Source organism: Paracoccus subflavus (assembly GCF_004310345.1).
Lineage (GTDB): Bacteria > Pseudomonadota > Alphaproteobacteria > Rhodobacterales > Rhodobacteraceae > Paracoccus > Paracoccus subflavus.
Genome location: NZ_SISK01000001.1, coordinates 490,601 through 514,601, shown reverse-complemented (window position 1 = coordinate 514,601; position 24,001 = coordinate 490,601). Strand labels below are relative to the sequence as shown.

Sequence of the window (24,001 nt, the reverse complement as noted above, 5' to 3'; positions counted from 1 at the left end):
TGTTATCACATAACAGGGCAAGGACGGGTCCGCAATCCAACGAAAGGACATCCCATGCGTCTTTTGCTTTCCATTCTTGCATTCCTGACGGCGGTTCCGGCCTGGGCGCAATCTATCCAGGTGGTGGCGGATACGCCCGTCACCGCATCGCTGGTGCTGCAAGTAATGGACGCGGAGGGGGAGGTTCGGGTTCTGCTGCCGCAGGGCGCCAGCGCGCATCACCATCAGATGCGCCCATCCGATGCCCAGAGCCTGCAAGAAGCAGACCTGCTGGTCTGGACGGGGCCGGAACTGACCCCCTGGCTGGATCGAGCAGCGGCGACGCTGGCGGGCGATATCGCGCAACTGCGCCTGCTGGAAGTCGCCGGAACACATCTGCGCGCCTATGACGACGATCAGGGCCATGATGACCAGGGCCATGATGATCACGAGAATGCGACCGATCCTCATGCCTGGCTCGACCCGGACAATGCGCGGGTCTGGCTGGCGGCGATTGCCGAAATCATGGGCGAGGCAGATCCGCAAAAACGCGACACCTATGCCGCGAACGCCAAGGCGGCTGCGGATCGGATCGCCAGCCTGGACCGCGACCTGCAATCGCGACTGGCCCCCCATGCGGACAAAAGCTTTGTCGTCTTTCACGATGCATATGGCTATTTCACCGACCATTTCGGCCTGAAGCCTGCCATCCCGGTGTCGCTGGGCGATGCCTCCACGCCCTCGGCTGCACGGCTGAGCGCGATCCGCGACAGGATTGCCGAATCCGGCGCGGTCTGCGCCTTTCCGGAATATGCAAGCGATCCGAGGGCAATCGGCGCCATCACCGAGGGAACCGGCATCCGCATGGCGGGCGAACTGTCGCCCGAAGGAAGCGGATCGGCAGGGGAAGATCTGTATGCCGATTTGATGACAGGCATCGCGGACACCCTGACGACATGCCTGTCTGAGTCCTAATGCCTTGCGATAAATCAGGTTTTCTTGAACCCCATGAGCGGCTCTGAATTTCTGACTCTTTTGCTTTGACAATCCCGATGTAATTTGTCAGTTTTTCAGGAGATCACGAAATCCATGAGGCAACCATGACCGCAATACGTCCCGCAGAATTCCAGCAGCCTGGTGCCAGCGTTCTGGCGCGCATTCCCCAGCATGATGCCACGGCCCTGACAAAAGGCGGGAATCAGGCTCTCATCATTCTGGACGAACAGATCTATCAGTTGCGCATTACCCGCGCGGGCAAGCTGATCCTGACCAAGTGAGCCTGGACAGGGCCGCCGATGGGGTTGGCGGCCCTGTCCGGCTCAACGCTGTGGCTTGCCCTGGGGGCGGCCGCCCGGTTTGCCGCCACCGGGGCGTCCGCGCGGCGCGTCGCCGGACCGGGGCTTGCCGCCGGGCGCCCCTGCCGGGGGCCTTGACCCGCCCGGCTTGCCGAAGGCCCGGCCGCCCCCCGCCTTGTCGGCTCTCGGCTTGCCGCCGCCTTGCGGTTTGGAACTGCGTTCCCCGGCGGGCTTGCCGTCCTTGCGCGGCCCCAAGCCGTCCGGCTTGGCAGCGCCCCGCCCCTTGAAGCCCTGCGCGCGGTCGGGCCCGTCGCCATCACGGCGGGGCTTGAAAGCGCGCCCGCTTTCCGAACGTTCGCCGCGCGGGGTCTCGGCGCCGCTTTGCCGGTCGCCGCCCCAGTCCTTGCGCGCAGGCTTGGCGGGACGAGGCCGCGGGTCGGCCCCTTCCGCGCGGGGTTTGCCGGCCCAGGGCCGCGCAGGACGGTCGGTGTCGTCGCGAGGGGCGCCGGATTTTGCCCCGAAACGCGGTCGGGTTTCGTCGCCGGCCCCGCCGGGGTGGGGCTTGCCGGGCCGACCGGACCAGGATCGGGCAGGGCGGTCGCCGTCGCCCCGCGGGGGACCGGGCTTGCGGGCAAAGCGGCCTTCGCCCTCGGGCCGGGGACCGCGACGCTCTCCCTCCTCGCGGCGCGGCCCTTCGGCCCCGCGGGGGCGCATCGCGCGGTCCTTGGGGGCGGTGTCATCGCCCGTCAGCAGGCCGCCCAACTGGTCGCGCAGCACGCGGCGCTTGACCTCGACCACCTCGTTCTTTTCCATGCCGGTCAGCTTGAAGGGACCGTATCCGATGCGGATCAGGCGGTTCACCTGCAGGCCCACATGGGTCATGGCGCGGCGGATCTCGCGGTTCCTGCCTTCGCGGATTCCGACGGTCAACCAGGCATTCGCACCCTGCTGGCTGTCCAGCTTGATCTCCATGGGGGCGAAATCCTCGCCGTCGATGGTCACGCCGCGGCGCAGGGGGTCAAAGGTCATGTCGCTGGGCGTGCCGTTCACCCGCACGCGATAACGCCGCAGCCAGCCGGTCGAGGGCAGTTCCAGCCGCCGTTTCAGCTCGCCGTCGTTGGTCAGCAGCAGCAGTCCTTCGGATGTCAGGTCAAGCCGCCCGATCGTCATCACGCGCGGCAGGTCGCGGGGCAGGGCATCGAACACCGTCTGCCGCCCCTTTTCGTCGGATTCAGTCGTCACCAGCCCCAGCGGCTTGTAATACAGCCACAGCCGCGTTTCTTGGGGTTCGTCCAGTTGCTTGCCGTCCACGGTGATGCGATCGCCGGCCAGCACGTCCAAGGCGGGGCTGTCGATCTTCTTTCCGTTCACCGTGACCCGACCTTCCAGGATCATCCGCTCGGCTTCGCGGCGGCTGGCGACGCCTGCGCGGGCCATCACCTTGGCGATGCGGTCCGCGGATTGATCCGCTGAGGGGGGGGTAGTTTCTTCGGTCATGACGATCTCCTGCGCATCGCTGCGGTGGCAAGACCGCGCTTCTAGCGGATGCGCGGGAGCGTGGAAAGGGCGGCTTGCGTGCCGGCAAGGCCCCTGCGACAACCGGCGCATGAGCCCTTTCGTTTCTCATATGGCGCTGGCCCTGGACCAGGCAAGGGCCGCCGCCCTGCGGGGTGAGGTGCCGGTGGGGGCGGTGGTCGTGGACCCGGCGGGCCGGGTCGTGGCGGCAGCCGGCAACCGCACGCGCGAATTATCGGACCCGACGGCCCATGCCGAAGTATTGGCGATCCGGACCGCCTGTCGCGCCGCAGGGTCCGAACGCCTGCCGGGCCATGACCTGTGGGTGACGCTGGAGCCCTGCCCGATGTGCGCCGCGGCCATTTCGGCCGCGCGGATCGGGCGGCTGTATTATGGGGCAAGCGACCCCCGGATGGGCGGAGTGGACCACGGCGCGCGGGTTTTCGACCATCCCCAGTGCCATCATCGTCCCGATGTCTATGGCGGGATTGCTGCGGACGATGCCCGCGCGATCCTGCAAGGGTTTTTTCAGGCGCGCCGTTGACGGTTGCGCCTGCTGGCTGCCTCGCCTATATCGTCCCCATGCGGGTGTAGCTCAATGGTAGAGCAGCAGCCTTCCAAGCTGAATACGTGGGTTCGATTCCCATCACCCGCTCCAACCCTTTTCCGATCAGTCCACCGGCCTGACCTTGGTGCGGATGACCGACTGGACCCGCAGGCTCTTGGGGCCGATGCGGATCAGGTGACCTTCGGCAATGGCATAGCGGCTGCCGCGCACGCCCGACCCAAGACCGTATTGGCCGGGGTTCTCGATGATACGGACCTGATCGGCCCGGAGCACATCTCCGGGCATCAGCCGGGGCGCCTCGATCCGGGGGGGCGTGGCCGGCGTTCCCTGCGCCTGAAGGCCAAAGCTGGCGGTCAGCGCAACAGCGATGACCCCGGCAACAGCGGTCGCGATCATGGCGGGTTTCGGGATCATGGCAGGCTCTTGCAGCTCTCTTCCTGTGCGAAAAACCAACATGCGGCGGGCCGTGCGGGTTCCCCCTCGATCAGGCAGTTCCGCCGTTCTCGGGGTCTTTTTCAACGAAACGTGTCAGTATTGCCGAAAAGTCGCGTCCCCGGCCGTTTTCGTGATCCACGAACTGCCGGTAAAGGCGCTGGGCCAGATTGCCCATGGGCGTCTCGGCCGCCACGGCTGCGGCGGCGGTCTGCGACAGATCCAGATCCTTGAGCATCAGCTCGGCGGCGAAACCGGGGCGATAGCCGTTGTCGGCGGGCGATTTCGGCCCTATCCCCGGCGCGGGACAATAGCTGTTCAGGGACCAGCTCGACCCTGACGAGGTGGACACCACGTCGAACATCTTTTGCCGGTCGAGGCCAAGACGATCGGCCAGGGCAAACGCCTCGCATGTGGCGATCATGGTGACCCCCAGGATCATGTTGTTGCAGATCTTGGCCGCCTGCCCCGCGCCACTGTCGCCGCAATGGACGGCCTTCTGGCCCATGATGTCGAACAGCGGCCGCATGGTCGCAAAGGCCTGATCCGAACCACCGACCATAAAGGTCAGCGTGCCCGCCTGCGCCCCGCCGATCCCGCCCGAAACCGGGGCGTCCAGGGCCTCCAGCCCCGCTGCCCGCGCCTGGTCGGCCACCGCGCGGGCGCTGTCCACATCGACGGTGGAACAATCGCACAGAACCGCGCCCGGCTTCATCGCGGGGATGACCTGACCGGCCACGGCGCGCAGGATGTCCCCGTTGGGCAGCATGGTGATGACCGCATCGGCATCCGCCACGGCGGCGGCGGCGCTGTCGGCCAGGGCCAGCCCCTCGGGGCGGGCGGCGGTGTCAAAGCCCGTGACCGGGTGTCCGGCCTCATGCAGATTGCGGGCCATGGGCGCGCCCATGTTGCCCAGTCCGATGAACGCGACCCTCATGTCCGATCCTCCCATGTCAGTTCGTCCGGCCCCAGCGGCGCCAGCATGGCCGCCACATGGCCGGGGCCGGCATCGGCCTTCCATTGCGGGCGTCGGTCCTTGTCGATGATCTGGGCACGCACGCCTTCCAGAAAGTCGCTGTGCTGCGTCGCGCGATGGGTAAACCGGTATTCGCGGGCCAGCGAGTGCTGCATCCGCCGGTCGTTCCGCGCGGCGCGAACCATGATAAGCCCCGCTTCCATCGACAGGGGGGAATTGCCCCACAGCACATTGATGGTCCGGGCGTCGCCATCCTCGGTCAGGGCGTCGATCACGGCGGCAAGGTCGGCCCCCGCAAAGGCGGACAGGTCGCGGTCCCTGAGAGGCGCGGGTGCCGGGGCCTCGCCCCGGATCAGGGAGGTGTCGCCCGTTTCCTCAAGCCCGGCGATCAGGCCGGGCCAGCGATCCTCGGGCAGGTAGATGTCGGCAAAGCCCGCAAGGATCGCATCGCCCGCCCGCATCCGCGCGCCCGTCAGGGCCAGGTATTCGCCGATATGCCCCGGTGCGCGGGACAAAAGCCAGGTTCCGCCCACGTCGGGGATCAGGCCGATCCCGGATTCGGGCATGGCGATCTGCGTCGTGTCGCCGACGATGCGGTGGCTGGCATGGCCGCCCACGCCCACGCCCCCGCCCATGACATAGCCGCCCATGAAGGCCGTGACGGGTTTCGGATAATCGGCGATGGCCGCGTTCATGCGGTACTCGTCGGCAAAGAATCGTTGCCCGACGGCATGATCGCCGGCCAGCGCGGCGCGATAGATCGCCGCGATGTCGCCGCCCGCGCAAAAGGCCCGCTCGCCTTCGGCGTCGATGACGACCAAGGCCACATCGGGATCGTCGCGCCAGCCGTTCAGCGCGCGATGGATCGACAGGGCCATGTCATGCGTCAGCGCGTTCAGCGCCTGGGGCCGGGTAAAGGTGATGCGCCCGGCGCGGCCCGCCTTGCGGATGTTCAGGTCTGCCATCTTGTCCCTTCGGTCAGCATGTTACCCCCGTTCGGCCAGCATCGCCCGCGCGACGATCAGGCGCATGATCTCGTTTGTGCCTTCCAGGATCTGATGGACGCGCAGGTCGCGCACGATCTTCTCGATCCCGTAGTCGGCCAAATAGCCGTATCCGCCATGCAGTTGCAGGCAGCCGTTCGCCACGTCAAAGGCGCGGTCGGTCACGTGCAGCTTGGCCATGGCGCAGAACCGGGTGGCATCCGGCGCCCCGGTGTCCAGCTTCCATGCCGCCTGGCGCAGCAGGATGCGGGCTGATTGCAACGCGGTTTCCATGTCGGCCAGCCGGAATTGCAAGGCCTGGAACTGGTCGAGGTTCTGGCCAAAGGCGCGGCGTTCGCCCATATAGACCAGCGTGGCGTCCAACGCCGCCTGCGCGCCGCCCAATGCGGTCGCGGCGATGTTCAGCCGCCCCCCGTCAAGCCCCGCCATGGCATAGGCAAAGCCGCGCCCTTCCTCGCCCAGCAGGTTGTCGGCGGGCACCTCGCAGTCGTCGAACTGGACCTGCGCGGTAGGCTGGGCGCGCCAGCCCATCTTGTGTTCCGGCACCCCAAAGGACAGGCCGGGGGCGCCGTCCGGCACGACCATCGCGCTGATGCCGCGCGGCCCGTCGCCGCCGGTGCGGACCATGGCGACATAGGCGTCGGAATACCCCCCGCCCGAGATGAAGGCCTTGGTCCCGTTCAGCCGCCAGCCCTCGCCGGTCCGATCCGCGCGGGTGCGCAGGGCGGCGGCATCCGACCCGCTGCCCGGTTCGGTCAGGCAATAGGAAAAGATCGTTTCCATCCTGCACAGGCCGGGCAGCCAGCGGTCTTTCAAGGCGTCAGACCCGAACCTGTCGATCATGCCGCCGCACATGTTGTGGATCGACAGAAAGGCCGCGACGGACGGGCAGGCCATCGCCAGGGCCTCGAACACCAGGGTGCCATCCAGCCGCGACAGGCCGGTGCCGCCGTAATCCTCGGATACATACATCCCGCCCAGGCCCAGTTCGGCCGCATCGGCCCACAGTTCGCGGGGGATCGTGCCTGCATCCTCCCAGTCGCGGGCATGGGGGGCGATGCGCGTCCGGCCGAAATCGCGCGCCATGTCGAAGATGGCCGCCTGTTCATCGGTCAGTGCGAAATCCATGCCCGACCCTCCTCTGGACGATGAATTGAACGATTGTTCATTTGAACCCGGAATGCCGCCTTCTGGCAAGTCATCACAACCCCTCCCGGAATTCCTGGACCAGGCTACGGACCACCTCGCGCAGGGCCTCGGGCCGGGTTGCGCCTGCGGCGATGGCGCGGGCCAGAACGACGCGCTGGCGGGCGGCCGATCCGCCGCCCTGGACCATCTCGCGCGCCTGGGCCACATGGGGCTGGCTGCCCAGGCGGTTGGCGTCGGGGGCGATCAGCGCCAGCCAGTCCTCGATCGCCTGGCCGAAGGGGATGATCCGGCGGGCGCCAAAGTCGATGATGCCCTCGGCCATGCCATATCGTGCGGCCCGCCAGCGGTTTTCCCCGATCAGTAGGGTATCATACTGCCGCCATCGCTGGTTCTGGCGCGACAGGCGCCACAGCATCCGGCAGGTCGCCTGGATCAGGGCCGCCAGCGTGATCGTGTCGGCCAGGCGGGGCGAGGCGTCGCAGACGCGCGTCTCCAGCGTCGGAAAGCCATGCGACGGCCGCAGATCCCACCAGATCTTGCTGCCATCCTCGACCACGTCCAGGTCGGCCAGAACCTGCAACGGTCGCTCGAAATCCTCCCAGCTTGCGAAATGCGGGGGCAGGCCGGTGCGGGGCATTCCGGCGAAAACCGTGGTGCGATAGGATGCAAGCCCGGTGTCGCCGCCCAGCCAGAACGGGCTGGAGGCCGACAGCGCCAGCAGATGCGGCAGAAAATAGGTCAGCTGATTCATCAGGTCGATGCGCATCGCCCGGTCGGGGATGCCGACATGAACGTGCATTCCGCAGATCAGCATCCGCCGCGACACTGCGGCCATGTCGCGCGACAACTGGTGGTAACGGTCCTTGTCGGTGTGATGCTGGTCGCGCCAGTCGGCAAAGGGGTGGCAGGACGCCGAGATCGGCGCAAGGCCGTAATCGCCGGCGATCCGCGCCACCGTCCGGCGCAGGTCGGCCAGATGGCCGCGCGCCTCGGCGATGGTGGGGGATACGGGGGTGCCGACCTCGACCTGGCAGCGCAGGAACTCGGGACTGAAACGATCGCCCAGGGCCGAACGGCAGGCCGCCATCATGCCGTCCGGCGCGGGGGACAGATCGCCGGTGTCGGGATCGACCAGAAGATATTCCTCCTCGATCCCCAGTGTGAAATCCGGTTCTTCGGTCATGTCTGCTTCCGGCCTTTGCGCCATGGAAGCCTGCTTGCCGTCTGGCCGCAAGGGGCGTTTGCCGTCAGCCGTGCAGACGTCGCCACGCGCCCTGCATCAGCGTCAGGACGACAAGCGCCGAAATCAGCATCACGCCCGCTTCTGGTCCTGGAACCGGTGCAAGGGGGGGCAGGTCGGGGCCCGCGGGCGGCTGGGTCGAGGTGTTGCCGATCACCGGCGGCTCGGACGAATCGCCTCCGATCGGCGGAAGCTCGGGCCTTGGCGTGGTGCGGCCCGGATTGCCGGGGCCGCCCGTATCGGGGGGCACGCCCGGAAACCGGGGCAGGACCGATCCGCCCGAGCCGCCGCCGCCCCAGGAAGCGATGGCGGGCACGGCGAAGCCGCCGCCGGCCAGGGTCGCCGGGGTCAGGCCTGCCAGGACGGATGGGCCGCCAAGCGGGGCATAGGGCTCGACCGGGAGATCCGTCATCATCCATCCCGGCGGCACCTTGCCCTCCAGGGGGGAATCATCGCCGACGATCAGCACCGCATGGTCGCCGTATTGATCCCGCTGGATCGCCTGGGCGACCGGGCGATACCCCATCCCCGGAAAGAAATATATGCAGGAATCGTCTTGCGCGCAGAATGTCCGCATGGTGACTTGCCCCTGAACAACCCGGTTCAGCAGCAAGTCGACCGGCCCTGCCAAAAAGGGCAGGGCCACTCAACAATTTCAACCGCTTACACCGAAACCAACTAACACAGACATAACTATCCTATCTGTTGAAAAGCGGTAGCTGTCTATTTGGTCAATTTGTCCGGCCGCGGTCGCGGATTGCAGACCGTCGCAGGCGAAAAGGGCGGGATTGCCCCGCCCTTGCCTGTCAGTCCATCGCGCGGAAGTTGAACTCGCCGCCTTCCTTGATGCCGGACGGCCAACGGGCCGTGACCGTCTTGGTCCGGGTATAGAACCGGAAAGCGTCGGGGCCGTGCTGGTTCAGGTCGCCGAAGCCGGATTTCTTCCAGCCGCCGAAGGTGTGATAGGCCAGCGGCACGGGGATCGGCACGTTGATTCCCACCATGCCGATGTTGATGCGGTTGGCGAAATCGCGGGCGGTGTCGCCGTCGCGGGTATAGATCGCGGTGCCGTTTCCGTATTCGTGATCCATCGCCAGGCCAATCGCCTCCTCATAGGACTTGGCGCGGACGGTGGACAGGACCGGGCCGAAAATTTCGGTTCTGTAGATGTCCATGTCCGGAGTCACGCGGTCGAACAGGTGCGGACCGACGAAGAAGCCGTTCTCATAGCCTTGCAGGTTGAAGTCGCGACCGTCCACGACCAGTTCGGCGCCCTGGTCGATGCCCGACTGCACCAGCCGCAGGATGTTTTCCTTGGCGGCCCTGGTCACGACCGGGCCGTAATCCACGTCGTTGCCGGCGGTCCAGGGGCCGACCTTCAGCTTTTCGATCCGCGGCACCAGCCGTTCGATCAGCGCGTCGGCGGTCTTGTCGCCCACCGGCACCGCGACGGAAATCGCCATGCAGCGTTCGCCCGCAGCCCCGTAGCCCGCGCCCACCAGGGCGTCGGCGGCCTGGTCCAGATCGGCATCGGGCATGATGATCATGTGGTTCTTGGCGCCGCCAAAGCATTGCGCGCGCTTGCCGGTCGCCGCCGCGCGTTCATAGATGTACTGCGCGATCGGGGTGGACCCGACGAAGCCCACGGCCTGGATGACCGGGCTGTCCAGGATCGCGTCCACGCTGTCCTTGTCGCCGTTGACGACCTGCAGGACGCCATCGGGCAGCCCGGCCTCTTGCAGCAGTTGCGCCAGCATCAGCGGCACCGAAGGGTCGCGTTCCGACGGCTTGAGGATCATCGCGTTCCCGGCGGCAAGCGCGGGGCCCATCTTCCACAGCGGGATCATGGCCGGAAAGTTGAAGGGCGTGATGCCCGCCACCACGCCCAGCGGCTGGCGCATGGAATACATGTCGATGCCGGGACCGGCGCTGTCGGTGAATTCGCCCTTCAGCAGGTGGGGGGCACCGATGCAGAATTCGATCACCTCCAGCCCGCGCTGGATGTCGCCCTTGGCGTCGGGAAAGGTCTTTCCGTGTTCCGACGACAGTGCCTCGGCCAGCGTGTCCATATCGCGGTTGATGAGCCGAACGAACTCCATCATCACGCGGGCGCGGCGCTGCGGGTTGGTGGCGCCCCAGGCGACCTGGGCTTCAGCAGCGCGTTCGACGGCGTGATCCATCTCGGCCTTGGTGGCCAGCGACAGTTTCGCCTGGACCTCGCCGGTGGCGGGGTTGAAGACGTCGCTGAACCGGCCCGAGGCTCCCTTGTATTCCGAGCCGTCGATCCAGTGGTGAATCTCTTTCATCGCATCCTCCGTTGCGCGGTTCGCGTGACCATAGCCTTGCGGATTTGCGGGATAAAGAGGAAGGTCGGCAAAGACGTTTTGCGTTTCTGCAAAGGGGCGGGATGGACTGGGACGATTTGCGCATCTTTCTGGCGGTCGCACGGACGGAAAGCCTGTCCGGCGCCGGCCGCCGGCTGGGCATGGACGCGTCAACCATCGGGCGGCGCATTGCCCGGCTGGAGGGTGCGGTGGGGGCCGCGCTGTTTGCCAAGACCCCGCAGGGATACGCGCTGACGGCCGAGGGGGCGCGGCTGGTGGCCCCGGCCGAAGCCGCCGAACAGGGCGCCAACGCCGCCGCCGAGGCCACTCGCCGGGACGCCGGGCTGACCGGCCAGCTTCGCATCGGCGCCCCGGACGGTTGCGCGAACTATCTGTTGCCGCAGGTGGCGCGCGATCTGTGCATCGCCCATCCGGGGCTGGAAATCCAGATCGTCGCCCTGCCGCGCGTGGTTAACCTGACCAAGCGCGAGGCCGACATGGCGATTGCCGTGTCCCCGCCCGATACCGGGCGGCTGACGGTGCAAAGGCTGACCGATTACCACCTGCATCTGGCCGCGCATGACGATTACCTGCGCGCCGCCCCGCCGATCCGTGATCTGGCAGACCTGCGGCATCATCGAATGATCGGTTATATCCCCGACATGATCTTCGACCGGGAACTGGATTACCTGTCGGAAACCGGGGTTCAGACGGCGGCGATCACGTCGAATTCCGTGTCGGTGCAGATGCAGGCGATCCGGGTCGGGGCCGGGGTGGGGATCGTGCATGACTTTGCCATCCCCTTTGCCCCCGGTGTCCGGGTCGTCCTGCCCGACCGCCTTGTCCTGAAGCGCAGCTTCTGGTTGATCCGCCACGCCGACGACCGGGCGTCGCGCCGCCTGTCGCTTCTGGCCGACCTGTTGGCCCAGGGCATTCGGGCCGAAGTCGCGCGCCTGGAACGTCAGCTTGGCGTTGATAATCCATGCGGGCTTGACGGAACCGGCTTCGAGGGAAAAGGTGGAGGGAACCAACGCGTCACGAATTGCGCCACGGAGGGCCTCTGATGCTTGTCAAGCAGTTGCTGTCGATGAAATCCACCTCGGGCAAGCCGGGGATCGAGGCGCAGACAATGCTCACCATCCGCGCGGACGCAACCTTGGCGGATGCCGCGGCGCTGCTGGCCAAGCACGGGGTGGGCGCCGTGGTGGTATCGGACGACGGACGGACGCCGCAGGGCATTCTGTCAGAGCGCGATGTCGTGCATCAGCTTGGCACCCATGGAGCCGGGGTGCTGTCGCAGCCCATCGGTCAGGTGATGACCCGCTCGGTCCAGACCTGCACCATGGGCGACGACGCGCTGGACATCCTGGAACGCATGACCCACGGGCGGTTCCGCCACATGCCGGTCGTGGACGACACGGGCGCCATGCTGGGCGTGGTGTCGATCGGCGATGCCGTCAGCGGACGGCTCAAGGAACTCGCCGCCGAGAAAGAGGCGCTGACCGGGATGATCATGGGGTCCTGACGGGCCGGCGATTGCTTGCAATTTTCCTGGCAATCCGCTTTGCCTTTGAAAAGGGCAAGCACGGGGACGCCAGTTGATGCGCATCGGTCTTTATCCAGGTACTTTCGATCCCATCACGCTGGGTCATGTGGACATCATCCAGCGTGCCATGGCGCTGGTGGACCGGCTGGTGATCGGCGTGGCGATCAACCGCGACAAGTCTCCCCTGTTTGACCTGGACCATCGCGTCGCCATGGTGCAGGCTGAATGCGACCAGATCATCCCCCGCACCGGGGGCGAGATCATCGTCCATCCGTTCGAGAACCTGCTGATCGACTGCGCCCGCGACGTGGGGGCGCAGGTCATCGTGCGCGGGCTGCGTGCCGTAGCCGATTTCGAATACGAATTCCAGATGGTCGGGATGAACCGCGCCCTGGACGCCAGCATCGAGACGGTCTTCCTGATGGCCGACGCCCGCCGTCAGGCCATCGCATCAAAGCTGGTCAAGGAAATCGCCCGGCTGGGCGGCGACGTCTCGAAATTCGTGACGCCCCCCGTGCAGGCGGCGCTGGTAAGCCGGTTTCGCGAATAAGGGCTGTCTTTTTCCATCCTGGCGCGGTGTTACGGGGCCGCGATGCCGGGAATCTCATGCCTCGGGCGGTCAGCCCCGTCCGATGAACGGCATGGCGGTGGCCATCACGGTCATGAACTGCACATTGGCCCCACGGGGCAAACCGGCCATGTGCAACACCGCATCCGCCACGACACCCACATCCATCGAGGGTTCGGCACCGGGGCTGTTGACGCTGACCTGGGCCAGCAATTCGGTCGCCGCATTGCCGATGTCGATCTGGCCGCAGGCGATGTCGAAAGGGCGCCCATCCAGCGACAGGGACTTGGTCAGGCCCGTCACCGCATGTTTCGACGTGGTATAGGCCACCGATCCCGGCCGGGGCGCATGGGCCGCGATCGAGCCATTGTTGATGATCCGACCGCCCCGGGGGGTTTGCGCCCGCATGATTCGGAATGCCGCGCGGGCGCACAGGAACATGCCCGTCACGTTCACGGCCACCACATCGCGGAAGGTGTCGGCATCCATCGCATCGGGCAGGGCCGGGTCTGCACCGCGACCGGCATTGTTGAACAGCGCGTCAAGCCGCCCCCACTCGGCAGCGCATCGGTCGAAGGCCGCATCCACGGCGGCTTCGTCCGTGACATCGCAGGGCAGGATCAGCGCGGGCCGTCCGGTCGCGGTATCGGCCAGGATATCCGCCCGGCGGCCCAGCAGCGCGACGCGCCAACCCGCATCCAGAAACCGCCGGGCGGTGGCCCGCCCGATGCCGCTGCCGGCGCCGGTGACGATGATGGATGGCGGCCGGGCCATGGCTCAGACCACCCGCTGACGCTGCTGTCCCAACCCGTCGATGCCCAGTTCCATGACCTGTCCCGACCGCAGATAGACCGGCGGCTTCTGCCCCATGCCAACGCCGGGCGGGGTGCCCGTGGCAATCACATCGCCGGGATGAAGCGTCGTGAACCGGGATGCGTAAGACACGATTTCCTCGGGGCCGAACACCATGGTCGCGGTGGTGCCGTCCTGATAGCGGTGCCCGTCCACCGCAAGCCACAGGCGCAGGGCGCGGGGGTCGGGGATTTCGTCCAGCGTGACCAGCCAGGGGCCGATCGGGCCGAACCCATCATGGCCCTTGCCCTTGTCCCAGGTGCCGCCCTGGCGCAACTGCCAGTCGCGTTCGCTGATGTCGTTGATGACGCAGAAACCGGCGATGTGCCGGTGGGCCTGGTTCTGGGCAATGTCCTGACCGCCGTCCCCGATGACGATGCCCAGTTCCACCTCCCAGTCGGTTGCGGTCGAACCCTTGGGCAGATGCAGATCCTCGTCGGGGCCGGTGATGCAGCTTGTCCATTTGGTGAATAGGATCGGCTCGGTCGGGACGTCCATGCCCGCCTCGGCCGCGTGATCGGCATAGTTCAGCCCCACGCCGATGAACTTGCCCACCCCGGCCACGCAGGGGCCCAGTCGCAGATCCTGCTGGGGTATGCCGTGGACCAGCGGCAGGGTTTCCGGGTCAAGGACGCGCAGGGCCTGAAGGCCGTGGGTGGTCAGCGTGGTGCCCGAAATGTCGGACACATGCGCCGACAGGTCGCGCACCCGGCCATCCGCATCCAGAATTCCCGGACGTTCAGCGCCGCGTGCGCCATGGCGAACCAGTTTCATGTGTTTTCTCCTCAGATTTGCGCCCGAAGCCTAGCCCAGGTCGGACAGCACCACTTTGCCAGATGCAAAGAGGCTTTATGCATCCCGGCGCGAAAGTGGACAATGGCCTGCAGATGCCGGAACCGCCCGCTGTCGCGGGCAGGGCATCGTCACGAAACGGCACAGGGGCCTTATTCGGCGGTCGGTGCGGCCAGCTTCTTGGTTGGGCCGTTGGCAAGGGGATCTTCCTGCCGCTGGACCGAACCTTCGAAATGTGCGCCCGATTCAATGGCGATGGTCTTGTGGATGATATCTCCCTCGACCCGCGCGGTGGCGGTCAGGCGAACCTTCAGGCCGCGCACGCGCCCGATCACGCGGCCGTTCACGACCACTTCGTCGCCCACGATCTCGCCCCGGATGGTGGCGCTTTCGCCTATCACCAGTTGATGGGCGCGGATGTCGCCCTCGACGGTGCCCTCGATCTGGATGTCGCCTTCGGTGCGGATATTGCCGGTGACCGTCAGATCCGACGACAGGACCGACGGCGTGCTGCGCCGTGCGGCGGGCGTGGCGGGCGCGTCGATGCGGTCATGGCCGGGGGTCGCGGCGGGCAGGTCGGGCATTGCGGACGGGGCGGGGGGGGTTTGCGGTTTTTCGGTCACGCGGGTCTTACTGAACATTGCTTGCAGCCTTGATGAAGCTCATCGGGTCGACCGCCCGACCGTTCATCCGCACCTCGTAATGCAGGTGCGAACCGGTCGAGCGTCCTGTGTTGCCCATATCACCGATCCGCTCTCCTTGCGACACCCTTTGGCCAGCCTTGACGCGGATTCGCGACAGATGGGCATAGCGTGTCTCGACCCCCAACTCGTGCTGGATCTTGATGAGATTTCCATAAGCTCCCGATCGGCCTGCAAAAATCACCACCCCGTCTCCGGTTGCCTGGATGGGGGTGCCCACCGGACCCGCCATGTCGATCCCCTCGTGCTTGCGTCCCCAGCGCGGCCCGAAATTCGAGGTATAGCGGAACGACTGCGTCACCGGCATCGCCAAGGGCAGCTTTTCCATGGCGATCCGATAGGTGTTCACCTGATCCAGCGTCACGATGATCTGCCGGGCCTTGCTTTCGGTGTTCGACAGCGCGGCATTGCCGCGGGTGGATTGCGACAAGGGCGTCAACGGCCCACCCTGCCCGGAATAGCCGCTGCGGATCGTGGACAGCACATCATCGGGGTCCATGCCGACCGACCGGAACACATCGTCCAGCGGTTCCACCGAAATGGTGACGGCATCTTCGACCTCGGCCAGGATCTCGTCGTTGCGCGCCAGGATCTCATCGCGCTCCAGCGCCAGTTCCTGCGCCTCGCTGCGGGCGGCTTCGGCCTCTTGCAGGGCACTGGCACGTTCGTCGGCGGCCTGGCGCAGTTCGCTGGTCAGGATATCCAGCGCTGCCGCCACTTCGTCCTGGCGGACGGCATCGGGTTGGGCGTCGGCCGCCAGGGTGCCCAGGGCGTCGTTGCGGGCGACCAACGCATCGCCCAGCGAGGATTGGACCACCTGCAATCCGGCTTCGAGTTCGCGACGCTGCTCTTCGGATGCGAGCAGTTGCGTCTGCATCTGCGACACCTGATCCAGCGCGACGGCAAAGCGATTCTGCGCGGCCAGCGCCTCGGCTGCACGCGCGTCGCGTTCAGCCGAGAGTTGAGCCAGGCGGCGCTCGACCGCGGCCTGCGTTTGCATGGTGCCGTCGCGCGATCCCGCCGTGGTGACCGCGTCGATGGCCAGGATCGAGGTCGCGACAAGCGTCCAGCCGAACACCAGGCCCATTCCCCCCAGGGCGGCAAGCTGGGTCGCCGGACGCAGGCGGACAAAGCAAGCATTTTCTCCGGACCGCAGGAACAGGCGCTTTTCCGGCAGAAGCCGTTCCAGCGTGGCATTCAGACGGCTTGTCGCATTTGGCAAATCATGTCCCCCGAGGTGGCATCCGGATCGGGCCGGACGTTCTGTTCCTGGTGCCAGCGGGTAAACCGTAGCTGTGCCTTCTTGGCAACATCCCCGGACAATCGGGTTCCCGCAATGCGCGAATCCTTGCCCTTGCGCGCGAGTTTCCGCCGACCTGGGAAATGACGGCCTGAAATTGCTAGCAAATTTCATAGGGCAGGGGGCCGTTCCGATTGGCAGGAATCCGGAGGGGACGGTCGATTGGCGGCACCGACCGCTGATGGCAGTCCGATCTGGGGCAGATCCGGCACGAGATGCCGATGGGTTCAAAAGCGCGCGGCCGGGTCAAATCCAGTCCGTCAGCGTAAACGACGCTGCCCGCATGGGCGATCTCGCAGCCCAGGCCGATGGCAAAGCGGCGGACGGGGGCGTTGAAGGCGCCCGGATGTTTGGACACGTCGCGCGACATCAGAAGATAGCGCACTCCGTCAGGGGTTTCGGCCAGTTGCCGCAAAAAGCGTCCCGGCTGTTCAAAGGCCTGATGGACGTTCCACAACGGGCAGGCGCCGCCGAAGCGGGCGAATTGCAACCGGGTCGCGGAATGGCGCTTGGTGATGGTTCCGGCCTGGTCCACCCGCACGAAAAAGAACGGCACCCCCTTTGCACCCGTCCGTTGCAGCGTGGACAGCCGATGTGCCACCTGTTCCAGAGAGGCGCCGAATCGATGCGCCAGTCGTTCCAGGTCATGTCGTTCGGCCTGCGCTGCTGCCAGAAAAATACGGTAGGGCATCAGTGCTGCCCCCGCGAAATAGTTGGCCAGCCCCACCCGCGCCACCGCGCGCGCGGTCGGGCTGCGGAACCGGGCCTGATCCAGCGTGGCTTCCAGCAGGTCGGCATGGCGTTCCAGCGCCACCAGATGCAGCAACTGGAATACCTGCGTCGGACGTTCGGCCGCGGCATTGACCTGGATGTCCGGACCGGCACGATGAAACACGGCATGGGCAGGCAATTCGACCTGCGTGACCCGCAGGTTCTGCTGTGCCAGGGCGGCGACGCCCGCTTGCCAGGGGTCCAGCCGCTGGCCCGCCGGACAGGCAAAGCGTTCCGCCGCCCGGTCCACCGCGTCCAGGTAATTATCGCGGTAATGGAAAAAGTCCCGCACCTCCTCCCAGGGGGTGGAAAGGGCGTTCCGGCTGGAGGCGCCGATTGCTTCGTCCAGGGCGGCGAGACGTTCCTGGCCCTGGCGGTGGATGCGGTAAAGGTCCAGAAAGGCGCGGGCAAAGGCCGGGGCGTTGGTGGCCGCAAGCCGCAGGTCGGCCGGCGGCGGCATCGCGTCGAACAGCGGATCGGCCAGCGCCTCCTGCATGTCGATCACCATGCGTTCCGCATCGCCTGTCGCCAGTTTCGACAGATCGACGCCGAATTCCTGCGCCAGCCTCACCAGAACCCCGACCGAGATCGGGCGGTGGTTGTTTTCCATCTGCGACAGATAGGGCAGGGATACCCCCAGCCGTTCCGCAAACTGCCGCTGTGTCAGTCCACTGCGCCCCCGTGTCTCGCGCAGCGAATTGCCGGCATAGATCTTTTGTGCAGCCATCCCATGTCCCCTTCTTTGCAAAGGATGCTCTAGCGTTTGCAAAGTGATCCGGGCAAGGGCCGCCTGGGGCTGGATGACGGGATAGGGGTGAATCATGCCCCGACCATGACGCATAAAGGTCAAGATTCCGTTGCATCTTGCGCCGGGCCGGAGGGCAGGCTTTGATCGGGCGATGACGCGCAGCAACAGCCGGATCCTGACGGGAACACGCATCCGCGAACGACGCCTGGCCTTGTCGCGGCGGCAGGCCGATGTCGCTCGGGCGGCGGGCATTTCTGCGGCCTATCTGAATCTGATCGAACACAACCGCCGCCCCGTGGGCGAGCATCTGGTGGTTCGGCTGGCCGCTGCTCTGGATGTGCCGGCCGCCGAACTGGCCGAAGGGCGCGAGGAGGCCCGGATCGCCGCCCTGCGTGAGGCTGCGGCGCGCCTGCCCGCCGAGGTCGCGGCCGAACTGGACCAGGCCCCCGAGATGCTGGCCCGTTTTCCCGGCTGGGCGGCGGTGCTGATCGCCACGGCACGTCGGGCCGAGGGGCTGGAGCGGCAGCTTGTCACCCTGTCCGACCGGATGACCCAAGACCCTTACCTGCTGACCACGCTGCACGAGGTGCTGTCGGCCGTGACCTCGATCCGGTCCACGGCCTCGATCCTGGCCGAGGGCGGAGAGATCCCCCCGGACTGGCGCGACCGGTTCCATGCCAATCTGGACGGCGACAGCCTGCGCCTGTCGCGCACCGCACAGGCCCTTGTGGCCTATCTGGACAGCTTCGATACCCAGGGGGCGATCTTCACCCCCCAGGAAGAGGTCGAGGCATGGATTGCCGCTGGCGCCCCGCCTGTCGATGAGGCGGCCGACCTGGCTTCGGACGCTGCGCGCACCCTGGCGCGCGATCATCTGGACCGCTTGACCCGGGACCGCGCTGTTCTGCCAGACAGGGTGCTGACCGACGCCGCGGCCTTGGAACCCGATCCCCTGCGCATGGCGGCCCGTCTGCAACAGCCGCTGGATCTGGTCATGCGCCGCCTGGCGGACCTGAAGCCGAGAGGCTTTGAAAACGCCGGGCTGTTGATTTGCGACGGATCGGGCGCCCTGATCCTGCGCAGCCCGTCGCCGGGCTTTCCTTTGGCTCGGCCGGGCGATGCCTGCCCGCTGTGGCCCCTGTTCCAGGCGCTGGCGCAGCCGCAGACCGCCATTGCCGCAAGGCTTCAGGCGCCGTCAGGTCGTCGTTTCCGGTCACTGTCGCTGGCGACGCGGCATCAGCCGCTGGGCGTGGAGGGCCCGGTGCTGAGCCATGCGCAGATGCTGATCCTGCCCGAGGAGGCAGGCCAGCCGGGGGAGGCCGGCCTGCCGATCGGCCCAGCCTGCCGCATCTGCCCGCGCATCGGCTGCCCGGCCCGGCGCGAACCGTCGATCCTGGCGACCGCGTGAACACAGGCTTTGACAGGCCGTGGCCTGGCGACACATTATCGTGACAAACGCCAGCAAGGGGGCCGGCGCCTGATGCCCGATATCCTGATCATCGAGGACGAGCCCAATATCGCTCATGCGGTGCAGTTCATTCTGTCCCGGGACGGCTGGCAGGTGGCGCTGCACGGCGATGGTCTGGGCGGGATCGAAGCGATCCGGGGCGCAAAGCCGCGACTGGTCATTCTTGACGTGATGCTGCCGCATCGTTCGGGAACCGAGATTCTGGCGGAACTGCGCGGCGATCATGACCCCTCTATCGCCGCCACCCCCGTTTTGCTGCTGACCGCGCGGGGGCAGGCCCATGTGCCTCTGGCGGACGAGGTGCTGGCCAAGCCCTTTGCCAATGATGACCTGCGCGCTGTCGTGCGCAGGATGCTGGTCTGACGGCGCGCCATGCCGGACCGGCCGCTGTTTCTTGAACGCGCCTCGTTCCGCCGCCGCCGCCTGGGCGATGCGGCGCGTGTTATGCCGGTGCTGGCCCTGCTGCTGGTTCTGGTGCCGGTCTGGTGGATGCCCGAACGGATCAGTTCCGCGGGCGGGGCAATCTGGCTGTTCGGTCTGTGGGCCGCCTTGATCGTGGCGATATGGATGCTGCATCGGACCCTGCGCCGCGCCGATGCCACGACGCTGCGCGCAAGCCGCGCCATCACTGACCCCAGGCCCGACGACCATGCCGTTTGAAGCCCTTGTCGCGGGATGCCTTGCCTATGTCGCGCTGATGTTCGGCGTGGCCTTTGCGGCGGACCGGGCGGCGGGGCGGGGCAAGGTGCGATGGCTGGATCATCCGGTCGTCTATACGCTGTCGCTGTCTGTCTATTGCTCGGCCTGGACGTTTTACGGCGCGGTGGGATATGCCAGCCGGTCGGGGCTGGAATTCGCCACCATCTATCTGGGGCCGACGATCGTCTTTGCGGGCGCGTGGTGGGGACTGCGGCGGCTGGTGCGGGTGGCGCGGATGCATCACGTCACCTCGATCGCGGATCTGATCTCGGCCCGGTTCGGCAAGTCGAACCGTCTTGCTGGCCTTGTCACGCTGATCGTGGTGGTCGCCGCGACGCCTTATGTCGCGCTGCAACTGCAATCGGTCAGCCTGTCCTTCGAGGTTTTCGCCACCGATGGCCTGAGCGACATCCGCGTGGCCGGGATGCAGGGCACCGCGCTGTGGGTGGCGGCGGGTCTGGCGCTGTTCACCATCATCTTCGGCACCCGCAACCTGGCCGCCGACGAGCGTCACCACGGGGTCGTCACCGCCATCGCGCTTGAGGCGGTGGTCAAGATCCTGGCCTTTCTGGCCCTGGGAATCTTTGTGGTCTGGGGGCTGGCCGACGGCCCCGCCGACATGGTGGATCGTATCCACCGCACCGCAACCGATCCCGAAAACCGGGGCTGGCTGCTGCAACCCGACCGCTGGACCGCGCTGATCCTGGTGTCGGGTGCCGCGGTGATCGCGCTGCCGCGCATGTTTCAGGTTCTGGTCGTCGAGGCTGCCGACGAGGATCGTCTGGCAACCGCCGGATGGGCCTTTCCGGCCTATCTGTTCGCCATGTCGCTGTTTGTCCTGCCCATCGCCGTGATGGGCCGCGACGTGCTGCCCGCCGATGCCAACCCCGACCTCTACGTTCTGACATTGCCTGCCCAGTCGGGCCAGAACTGGCTGGCCTTTCTTGTCTTTCTGGGCGGCTTTTCGGCGGCGACCTCGATGGTCGTGGTCTGCACGATCGCGGTGTCCACGATGATTTCGAACCACTGGCTGACGCCCCTGTGGCTGACCCTGCGCCGCAGGCCGCAGTCGGGAGATCCCGAGGATCTGCGCGGGTTTGTCCTGAACGCCCGGCGGCTGGCGATCCTGGCGATGATGGCGGTCAGTTGGACCTATTATCAGGCCAGCGGCGGGACCGCCGCCCTGGCCTCGATGGGGCTGGTGGCCTTTACCGGCATGGCGCAGGTGATGCCTGCAATGCTGGGCGGGCTGCTGTGGCGCGGCGCCAACCGGCAGGGGGCCTATGCCGGTGTCGGCACGGGGTCGCTTTTGTGGATGCTGATGATCTTTCTGCCCTCGCTGGGCATCGACGGCCTTTTGCCCGTCCCGCCCGAGGTCGATCCGCTGGCCTTTGCGATCTTGCTGTCGCTTGCGGTCAACACGCTGGCCTTCATCGCGTTGTCCATCTTTGGCATGCCCGATCCGGTAGAGCGTCTGCAGGGCCTGTCCTTCGTCAGCGCGGTGGACCCGATCCGCCACAGCCGCGTCGCACGCGGCGTCGATCAGGCCGAGCCGCTCTTGGTCATGGCGCGCCGCGTCTGGGGGGCCGAGGATGCGCTGCGCTTTTTCCAGACCGAAGCCGCTCTGCAAGGCAAGTCCGGCTATCTGCCCGACCTGACGCCCGGCTTTCTGACCCGCCTGGAACGGCGGCTGGCGGGCTCGATCGGGTCGGCCACGGCGCATGCCATGATCGACAGCGTGGCGGGCGGGGTGAAACTGACCGTATCCGACCTCATGCAGGTCGCCGACGAGGCGCAGCGCGCCAAAGAGGAAACCCAGCGTCTGGAAAATGCCACCGCCGAACTGGCCCGCACGGCCCGACAGTTGCACGAGGCCAATGACAAGCTGACGGCCCTGTCGGTCCAGAAGGACGCCTTTCTGGGCCAGATCAGTCATGAATTGCGCACCCCCATGACGTCGGTCAGGGCCTTTTCGGAAATCCTCAAGAACCCGACCCTGACGCCCGAGGAGCGCAGCCGCTTCGCGGGCATCATCCATGACGAGGCCGGGCGTTTGACCCGGCTGCTGGACGACCTGCTGGACCTGTCCGTTCTGGAGAGCGGACAGGCCCGGCTGTCGGTGATGCCCGTCACCCTGCACGACCTGATCGACCGTGCACTGACCGCGGCCTCGGCGACCCGGCCCGAACGGCATTTCCGGGTCGAACGCGACCCACTGGCTGAATATGTGGGCATCATCACCGATGCGGACCGGCTGTTGCAGGTGCTGATCAATGTCATCAGCAATGCCCGCAAATACTGCGATGCCGAACATCCGGTGCTGATCATCCGGGTCATCCGGGTCCTGCAGGGAGGCGCGCAGATCGACATCGCCGATAACGGGTCGGGGATCGAGCCGGCGCGGCAGGCGCTGATCTTTGAAAAGTTTGCTCGTCTGAACGACCCGGCCCGGGCCGGCGGCGCGGGCCTGGGCCTGGCCATCTGCAAGGAGATCATGGCGAACCTGGGGGGTGAGATCACCTATCTGCCCGGACAGGGTGGCGCGGCCTTTCGTGTCGTGCTGCCGCGCCGACCGCCGGTTCCCTCGGACGCGGGGTGGCGGCATCGGGCGTAAACCCTTTCTCAACCGGTTCTTGCAAAGGTGGCTGCGGATAATCGGCGATTCGGGGTGATCATGGCGCAATCAGGTCAGGCAGAGCGGTTGCGGGCATTGCTGCTCGCCCGTGCGCAGAATGGTCCCGGCAAACCCGCGCGCCTGCCGCAGCCCCAGCCTATATCCCCGGCCCGTGCCGCGGCGATGGCGGTCGGTCGCGCAGCGGAACGCCTGTACCGGATGCCGGTTCTGCCGGTCGAGGTGCGGCCCGGCGCGACCACGCTGGCCGAGCTGCCCGAACTTCTGCCAGAACAGGGCCTTCTTGTGGTTCTGCAGGGGCCGGGCGACCAGTTGGGCGTCATGGCGCTGGGTTTCGAGACGGTGACGGCCCTGATCGAAGTGCAGGCCCTGGGCCGCGTCACGTCCCGCCCCGCCGAACGGCGCCGGGTGACGCGCAGCGATGCGGCGATCTGCGTGGATTTCGTGAATGCGGTCATGGCGGAACTGGCCACCGAAATGGCGGGGATCGAGGGTTACGGATCGCTGGATGGGTACCGCTATGCAACGCATCTGGACGATCCCCGCCCGTTGATCCTGATGCTGGAGGATCGGGCCTATCGCAGCCTGGCCCTCGATCTGCGGCTGGGCGGGACCGAAACCCGCGAGGGCCAGATCCTCATTGCCGTGCCCCACGGCGCCGAAACGTCCCAGGCCCGGCTTGCGGCCTCCCCAGGCCCGGCGTCCACCGCCCCCGGCGCTGCGGCCGTCGTGACCCTGGCCGAAACCGTGACCGCCGCCCCGGTCGAGGTGATGGGCATCCTGTGCCGGCGCCGGATCACTTTGGGCGAATTGCGCGCGCTGAAGCCGGGCACGTTGCTGGCGCTGCCGCGCGTCACCTTGGCCGAGGCGCGGCTGGAAACACGCACGGGCCAGGTTCTGGCCAGGGGCAAGCTGGGCGAATCCGCCGGCTGCTATGCCATCCGCCTTTACGACCCGTCCCACAAGCCCGTCGAGCAGCCCTTGAACCGGGTGGAACCATTGCCGGATCTGCCGCCTGCCGATCTTGCGGACAGCGACCCGTTCCGCGTCCTGACCGACCCTTCCATGACCGCCGAGGAGGGGCCGGCGCGGCTCGCCTCGGCCGTGTGATCGGCTGTTTGGGCTTGAAATCCCAGCGGTGCCGACGCATGTAACCACGGTCCCGAATCAGGCGGGTCGATCAGAATGGAGTGACCATGGCCAAGGAAGAAATGCTCGAATTCCCGGGTGTCGTAAAGGAACTCCTGCCCAATGCGACGTTCAGGGTCGAGCTGGAAAACGGCCATGAGATCATCGCACATATGGCAGGAAAGATGCGCAAGAACCGCATCCGTGTTTTGGCGGGCGACAAGGTTCAGGTGGAAATGAACACCTATGACCTGTCCAAGGGCCGGATCAATTACCGCTTCAAGTGATGTCGCTCGTCCCTCGGCGGTCGGTTT

Annotated in this window: 25 protein-coding genes and 1 tRNA gene; 13 read left to right on the top strand and 13 right to left on the bottom strand. The window is 66.6% G+C overall.

The annotated features are described in order from the left end of the window. Positions 1-54: 54 nt before the first annotated feature. Both EYE42_RS02590 and hemP read left to right on the top strand, forming a co-directional pair. Positions 55-954, top strand: a complete 900-nt coding sequence (locus EYE42_RS02590) for a zinc ABC transporter substrate-binding protein (RefSeq protein WP_130989725.1) — start codon at positions 55-57, stop codon at positions 952-954. Positions 955-1,079: 125 nt separating this feature from the next. Beyond that, positions 1,080-1,256, top strand: a complete 177-nt coding sequence (gene hemP, locus EYE42_RS02585) for a hemin uptake protein HemP (RefSeq protein ID WP_130989724.1) — start codon at positions 1,080-1,082, stop codon at positions 1,254-1,256. Positions 1,257-1,298: 42 nt separating this feature from the next. On the opposite strand, the gene EYE42_RS02580 is transcribed toward hemP, so the two are convergent. Further along, positions 1,299-2,771, bottom strand: coding sequence for a pseudouridine synthase (locus tag EYE42_RS02580; protein WP_130989723.1), 1,473 nt, complete (start codon positions 2,769-2,771; stop codon positions 1,299-1,301). Between the two features lie 109 nt (positions 2,772-2,880). Between EYE42_RS02580 and EYE42_RS02575 the strand changes: the two genes are divergently transcribed. Together EYE42_RS02575 and EYE42_RS02570 are read left to right on the top strand one after the other, a co-directional pair. Next, a complete protein-coding gene (locus EYE42_RS02575) occupies positions 2,881-3,333 on the top strand; it encodes a nucleoside deaminase (protein WP_130989722.1) in 453 nt (150 codons plus the stop codon). A 40-nt stretch (positions 3,334-3,373) separates the two neighbouring features. Beyond that, positions 3,374-3,447: transfer RNA gene (locus EYE42_RS02570), tRNA-Gly, on the top strand. Between the two features lie 12 nt (positions 3,448-3,459). Here EYE42_RS02570 and EYE42_RS02565 read toward each other — a convergent pair. The 7 genes from EYE42_RS02565 to EYE42_RS02535 form a co-directional block, all read right to left on the bottom strand. Next, positions 3,460-3,771, bottom strand: coding sequence for a hypothetical protein (locus EYE42_RS02565; protein ID WP_130989721.1), 312 nt, complete (start codon positions 3,769-3,771; stop codon positions 3,460-3,462). A gap of 70 nt (positions 3,772-3,841) precedes the next feature. After that, positions 3,842-4,726, bottom strand: coding sequence for a 3-hydroxyisobutyrate dehydrogenase (gene mmsB, locus EYE42_RS02560; RefSeq protein WP_130989720.1), 885 nt, complete (start codon positions 4,724-4,726; stop codon positions 3,842-3,844). Next, the gene (locus tag EYE42_RS02555) at positions 4,723-5,730 is read right to left on the bottom strand and encodes a 3-hydroxyisobutyryl-CoA hydrolase (RefSeq protein ID WP_130989719.1); all 1,008 of its coding nucleotides are present in this window, start codon (positions 5,728-5,730) and stop codon (positions 4,723-4,725) included. The genes mmsB and EYE42_RS02555 overlap by 4 nt, the downstream gene beginning before the upstream one ends. Positions 5,731-5,751: 21 nt before the next feature. Next, positions 5,752-6,897, bottom strand: a complete 1,146-nt coding sequence (locus EYE42_RS02550) for an acyl-CoA dehydrogenase family protein (protein WP_130989718.1) — start codon at positions 6,895-6,897, stop codon at positions 5,752-5,754. Positions 6,898-6,970: 73 nt separating this feature from the next. Next, positions 6,971-8,101 (bottom strand): carboxylate-amine ligase, encoded by a 1,131-nt coding sequence (locus tag EYE42_RS02545; protein WP_130989717.1) that lies wholly within the window; start codon positions 8,099-8,101, stop codon positions 6,971-6,973. A 64-nt stretch (positions 8,102-8,165) separates the two neighbouring features. Next, positions 8,166-8,735 (bottom strand): hypothetical protein, encoded by a 570-nt coding sequence (locus tag EYE42_RS02540; protein WP_130989716.1) that lies wholly within the window; start codon positions 8,733-8,735, stop codon positions 8,166-8,168. 229 nt (positions 8,736-8,964) lie between these two features. Next, a complete protein-coding gene (locus EYE42_RS02535; protein ID WP_130989715.1) occupies positions 8,965-10,464 on the bottom strand; it encodes a CoA-acylating methylmalonate-semialdehyde dehydrogenase in 1,500 nt (499 codons plus the stop codon). 101 nt (positions 10,465-10,565) lie between these two features. Here EYE42_RS02535 and EYE42_RS02530 point away from each other — a divergent pair, with 101 nt between their 5' ends. From EYE42_RS02530 to coaD, 3 genes are all read left to right on the top strand, one after another. Beyond that, positions 10,566-11,546: a LysR family transcriptional regulator gene (locus EYE42_RS02530; protein WP_130989714.1), complete on the top strand. Its 981-nt coding sequence runs from the start codon at positions 10,566-10,568 to the stop codon at positions 11,544-11,546. Next, on the top strand, positions 11,546-12,007 hold the full coding sequence (locus EYE42_RS02525) for a CBS domain-containing protein (protein WP_130989713.1): 462 nt from the start codon (positions 11,546-11,548) through the stop codon (positions 12,005-12,007). The genes EYE42_RS02530 and EYE42_RS02525 overlap by 1 nt, the downstream gene beginning before the upstream one ends. Before the next feature lie 76 nt (positions 12,008-12,083). Next, positions 12,084-12,578, top strand: coding sequence for a pantetheine-phosphate adenylyltransferase (coaD, locus tag EYE42_RS02520; protein ID WP_130989712.1), 495 nt, complete (start codon positions 12,084-12,086; stop codon positions 12,576-12,578). A gap of 69 nt (positions 12,579-12,647) precedes the next feature. Here coaD and EYE42_RS02515 read toward each other — a convergent pair whose 3' ends face one another. The 5 genes from EYE42_RS02515 to EYE42_RS02495 all read right to left on the bottom strand — a co-directional run bounded on the left by EYE42_RS02515 (position 12,648) and on the right by EYE42_RS02495 (position 17,739). Further along, positions 12,648-13,370: an SDR family oxidoreductase gene (locus EYE42_RS02515; RefSeq protein WP_130989711.1), complete on the bottom strand. Its 723-nt coding sequence runs from the start codon at positions 13,368-13,370 to the stop codon at positions 12,648-12,650. A 3-nt stretch (positions 13,371-13,373) separates the two neighbouring features. After that, on the bottom strand, positions 13,374-14,222 hold the full coding sequence (locus tag EYE42_RS02510; protein WP_130989710.1) for a fumarylacetoacetate hydrolase family protein: 849 nt from the start codon (positions 14,220-14,222) through the stop codon (positions 13,374-13,376). A gap of 170 nt (positions 14,223-14,392) precedes the next feature. Further along, the gene (locus EYE42_RS02505) at positions 14,393-14,881 is read right to left on the bottom strand and encodes a bactofilin family protein (RefSeq protein ID WP_130989709.1); all 489 of its coding nucleotides are present in this window, start codon (positions 14,879-14,881) and stop codon (positions 14,393-14,395) included. Then, the gene (locus tag EYE42_RS02500; RefSeq protein ID WP_246020555.1) at positions 14,871-16,163 is read right to left on the bottom strand and encodes a DUF5930 domain-containing protein; all 1,293 of its coding nucleotides are present in this window, start codon (positions 16,161-16,163) and stop codon (positions 14,871-14,873) included. Before EYE42_RS02500 ends, EYE42_RS02505 begins: the two co-directional genes overlap by 11 nt. A 178-nt stretch (positions 16,164-16,341) precedes the next feature. After that, the gene (locus EYE42_RS02495; RefSeq protein WP_130989707.1) at positions 16,342-17,739 is read right to left on the bottom strand and encodes a helix-turn-helix domain-containing protein; all 1,398 of its coding nucleotides are present in this window, start codon (positions 17,737-17,739) and stop codon (positions 16,342-16,344) included. A gap of 172 nt (positions 17,740-17,911) precedes the next feature. Between EYE42_RS02495 and EYE42_RS02490 the strand changes: the two genes are divergently transcribed. The 6 genes from EYE42_RS02490 to infA all read left to right on the top strand — a co-directional run bounded on the left by EYE42_RS02490 (position 17,912) and on the right by infA (position 23,974). Continuing rightward, positions 17,912-19,168 (top strand): helix-turn-helix transcriptional regulator, encoded by a 1,257-nt coding sequence (locus tag EYE42_RS02490; RefSeq protein ID WP_130989706.1) that lies wholly within the window; start codon positions 17,912-17,914, stop codon positions 19,166-19,168. A gap of 72 nt (positions 19,169-19,240) precedes the next feature. After that, complete coding sequence (locus EYE42_RS02485; protein WP_130989705.1) at positions 19,241-19,591, top strand: response regulator transcription factor; 351 nt, start codon at positions 19,241-19,243, stop codon at positions 19,589-19,591. A 9-nt stretch (positions 19,592-19,600) separates the two neighbouring features. Then, a complete protein-coding gene (locus EYE42_RS02480; RefSeq protein WP_211657883.1) occupies positions 19,601-19,888 on the top strand; it encodes a hypothetical protein in 288 nt (95 codons plus the stop codon). Then, entirely contained in the window at positions 19,878-22,541 is a 2,664-nt protein-coding gene (locus EYE42_RS02475; RefSeq protein WP_130989704.1) for an ATP-binding protein, read from the top strand. The genes EYE42_RS02480 and EYE42_RS02475 overlap by 11 nt, the downstream gene beginning before the upstream one ends. A 60-nt stretch (positions 22,542-22,601) precedes the next feature. Further along, positions 22,602-23,669, top strand: a complete 1,068-nt coding sequence (locus tag EYE42_RS02470) for a flagellar motor switch protein FliM (RefSeq protein WP_130989703.1) — start codon at positions 22,602-22,604, stop codon at positions 23,667-23,669. A gap of 86 nt (positions 23,670-23,755) precedes the next feature. Then, on the top strand, positions 23,756-23,974 hold the full coding sequence (gene infA, locus EYE42_RS02465) for a translation initiation factor IF-1 (protein WP_036636451.1): 219 nt from the start codon (positions 23,756-23,758) through the stop codon (positions 23,972-23,974). Positions 23,975-24,001 lie beyond the last annotated feature (27 nt).

What these genes read in the sequence shown, in the direction of transcription:
- EYE42_RS02530 (WP_130989714.1), top strand. Translation starts at nt 10,566, where the DNA reads ATGGACTGGGACGATTTGCGCATCTTTCTGGCGGTCGCACGGACGGAA.
- EYE42_RS02535 (WP_130989715.1), bottom strand. Translation starts at nt 10,464, where the DNA reads ATGAAAGAGATTCACCACTGGATCGACGGCTCGGAATACAAGGGAGCC.
- EYE42_RS02485 (WP_130989705.1), top strand. Translation starts at nt 19,241, where the DNA reads ATGCCCGATATCCTGATCATCGAGGACGAGCCCAATATCGCTCATGCG.
- EYE42_RS02565 (WP_130989721.1), bottom strand. Translation starts at nt 3,771, where the DNA reads ATGATCCCGAAACCCGCCATGATCGCGACCGCTGTTGCCGGGGTCATC.
- EYE42_RS02490 (WP_130989706.1), top strand. Translation starts at nt 17,912, where the DNA reads ATGACGCGCAGCAACAGCCGGATCCTGACGGGAACACGCATCCGCGAA.
- coaD (WP_130989712.1), top strand. Translation starts at nt 12,084, where the DNA reads ATGCGCATCGGTCTTTATCCAGGTACTTTCGATCCCATCACGCTGGGT.
- EYE42_RS02495 (WP_130989707.1), bottom strand. Translation starts at nt 17,739, where the DNA reads ATGGCTGCACAAAAGATCTATGCCGGCAATTCGCTGCGCGAGACACGG.
- EYE42_RS02475 (WP_130989704.1), top strand. Translation starts at nt 19,878, where the DNA reads ATGCCGTTTGAAGCCCTTGTCGCGGGATGCCTTGCCTATGTCGCGCTG.
- EYE42_RS02515 (WP_130989711.1), bottom strand. Translation starts at nt 13,370, where the DNA reads ATGGCCCGGCCGCCATCCATCATCGTCACCGGCGCCGGCAGCGGCATC.
- EYE42_RS02550 (WP_130989718.1), bottom strand. Translation starts at nt 6,897, where the DNA reads ATGGATTTCGCACTGACCGATGAACAGGCGGCCATCTTCGACATGGCG.
- EYE42_RS02540 (WP_130989716.1), bottom strand. Translation starts at nt 8,735, where the DNA reads ATGCGGACATTCTGCGCGCAAGACGATTCCTGCATATATTTCTTTCCG.
- EYE42_RS02480 (WP_211657883.1), top strand. Translation starts at nt 19,601, where the DNA reads ATGCCGGACCGGCCGCTGTTTCTTGAACGCGCCTCGTTCCGCCGCCGC.
- EYE42_RS02580 (WP_130989723.1), bottom strand. Translation starts at nt 2,771, where the DNA reads ATGACCGAAGAAACTACCCCCCCCTCAGCGGATCAATCCGCGGACCGC.
- EYE42_RS02555 (WP_130989719.1), bottom strand. Translation starts at nt 5,730, where the DNA reads ATGGCAGACCTGAACATCCGCAAGGCGGGCCGCGCCGGGCGCATCACC.
- EYE42_RS02470 (WP_130989703.1), top strand. Translation starts at nt 22,602, where the DNA reads ATGGCGCAATCAGGTCAGGCAGAGCGGTTGCGGGCATTGCTGCTCGCC.
- EYE42_RS02590 (WP_130989725.1), top strand. Translation starts at nt 55, where the DNA reads ATGCGTCTTTTGCTTTCCATTCTTGCATTCCTGACGGCGGTTCCGGCC.
- EYE42_RS02505 (WP_130989709.1), bottom strand. Translation starts at nt 14,881, where the DNA reads ATGTTCAGTAAGACCCGCGTGACCGAAAAACCGCAAACCCCCCCCGCC.
- EYE42_RS02545 (WP_130989717.1), bottom strand. Translation starts at nt 8,101, where the DNA reads ATGACCGAAGAACCGGATTTCACACTGGGGATCGAGGAGGAATATCTT.
- EYE42_RS02575 (WP_130989722.1), top strand. Translation starts at nt 2,881, where the DNA reads ATGAGCCCTTTCGTTTCTCATATGGCGCTGGCCCTGGACCAGGCAAGG.
- infA (WP_036636451.1), top strand. Translation starts at nt 23,756, where the DNA reads ATGGCCAAGGAAGAAATGCTCGAATTCCCGGGTGTCGTAAAGGAACTC.
- mmsB (WP_130989720.1), bottom strand. Translation starts at nt 4,726, where the DNA reads ATGAGGGTCGCGTTCATCGGACTGGGCAACATGGGCGCGCCCATGGCC.
- EYE42_RS02510 (WP_130989710.1), bottom strand. Translation starts at nt 14,222, where the DNA reads ATGAAACTGGTTCGCCATGGCGCACGCGGCGCTGAACGTCCGGGAATT.
- EYE42_RS02525 (WP_130989713.1), top strand. Translation starts at nt 11,546, where the DNA reads ATGCTTGTCAAGCAGTTGCTGTCGATGAAATCCACCTCGGGCAAGCCG.
- hemP (WP_130989724.1), top strand. Translation starts at nt 1,080, where the DNA reads ATGACCGCAATACGTCCCGCAGAATTCCAGCAGCCTGGTGCCAGCGTT.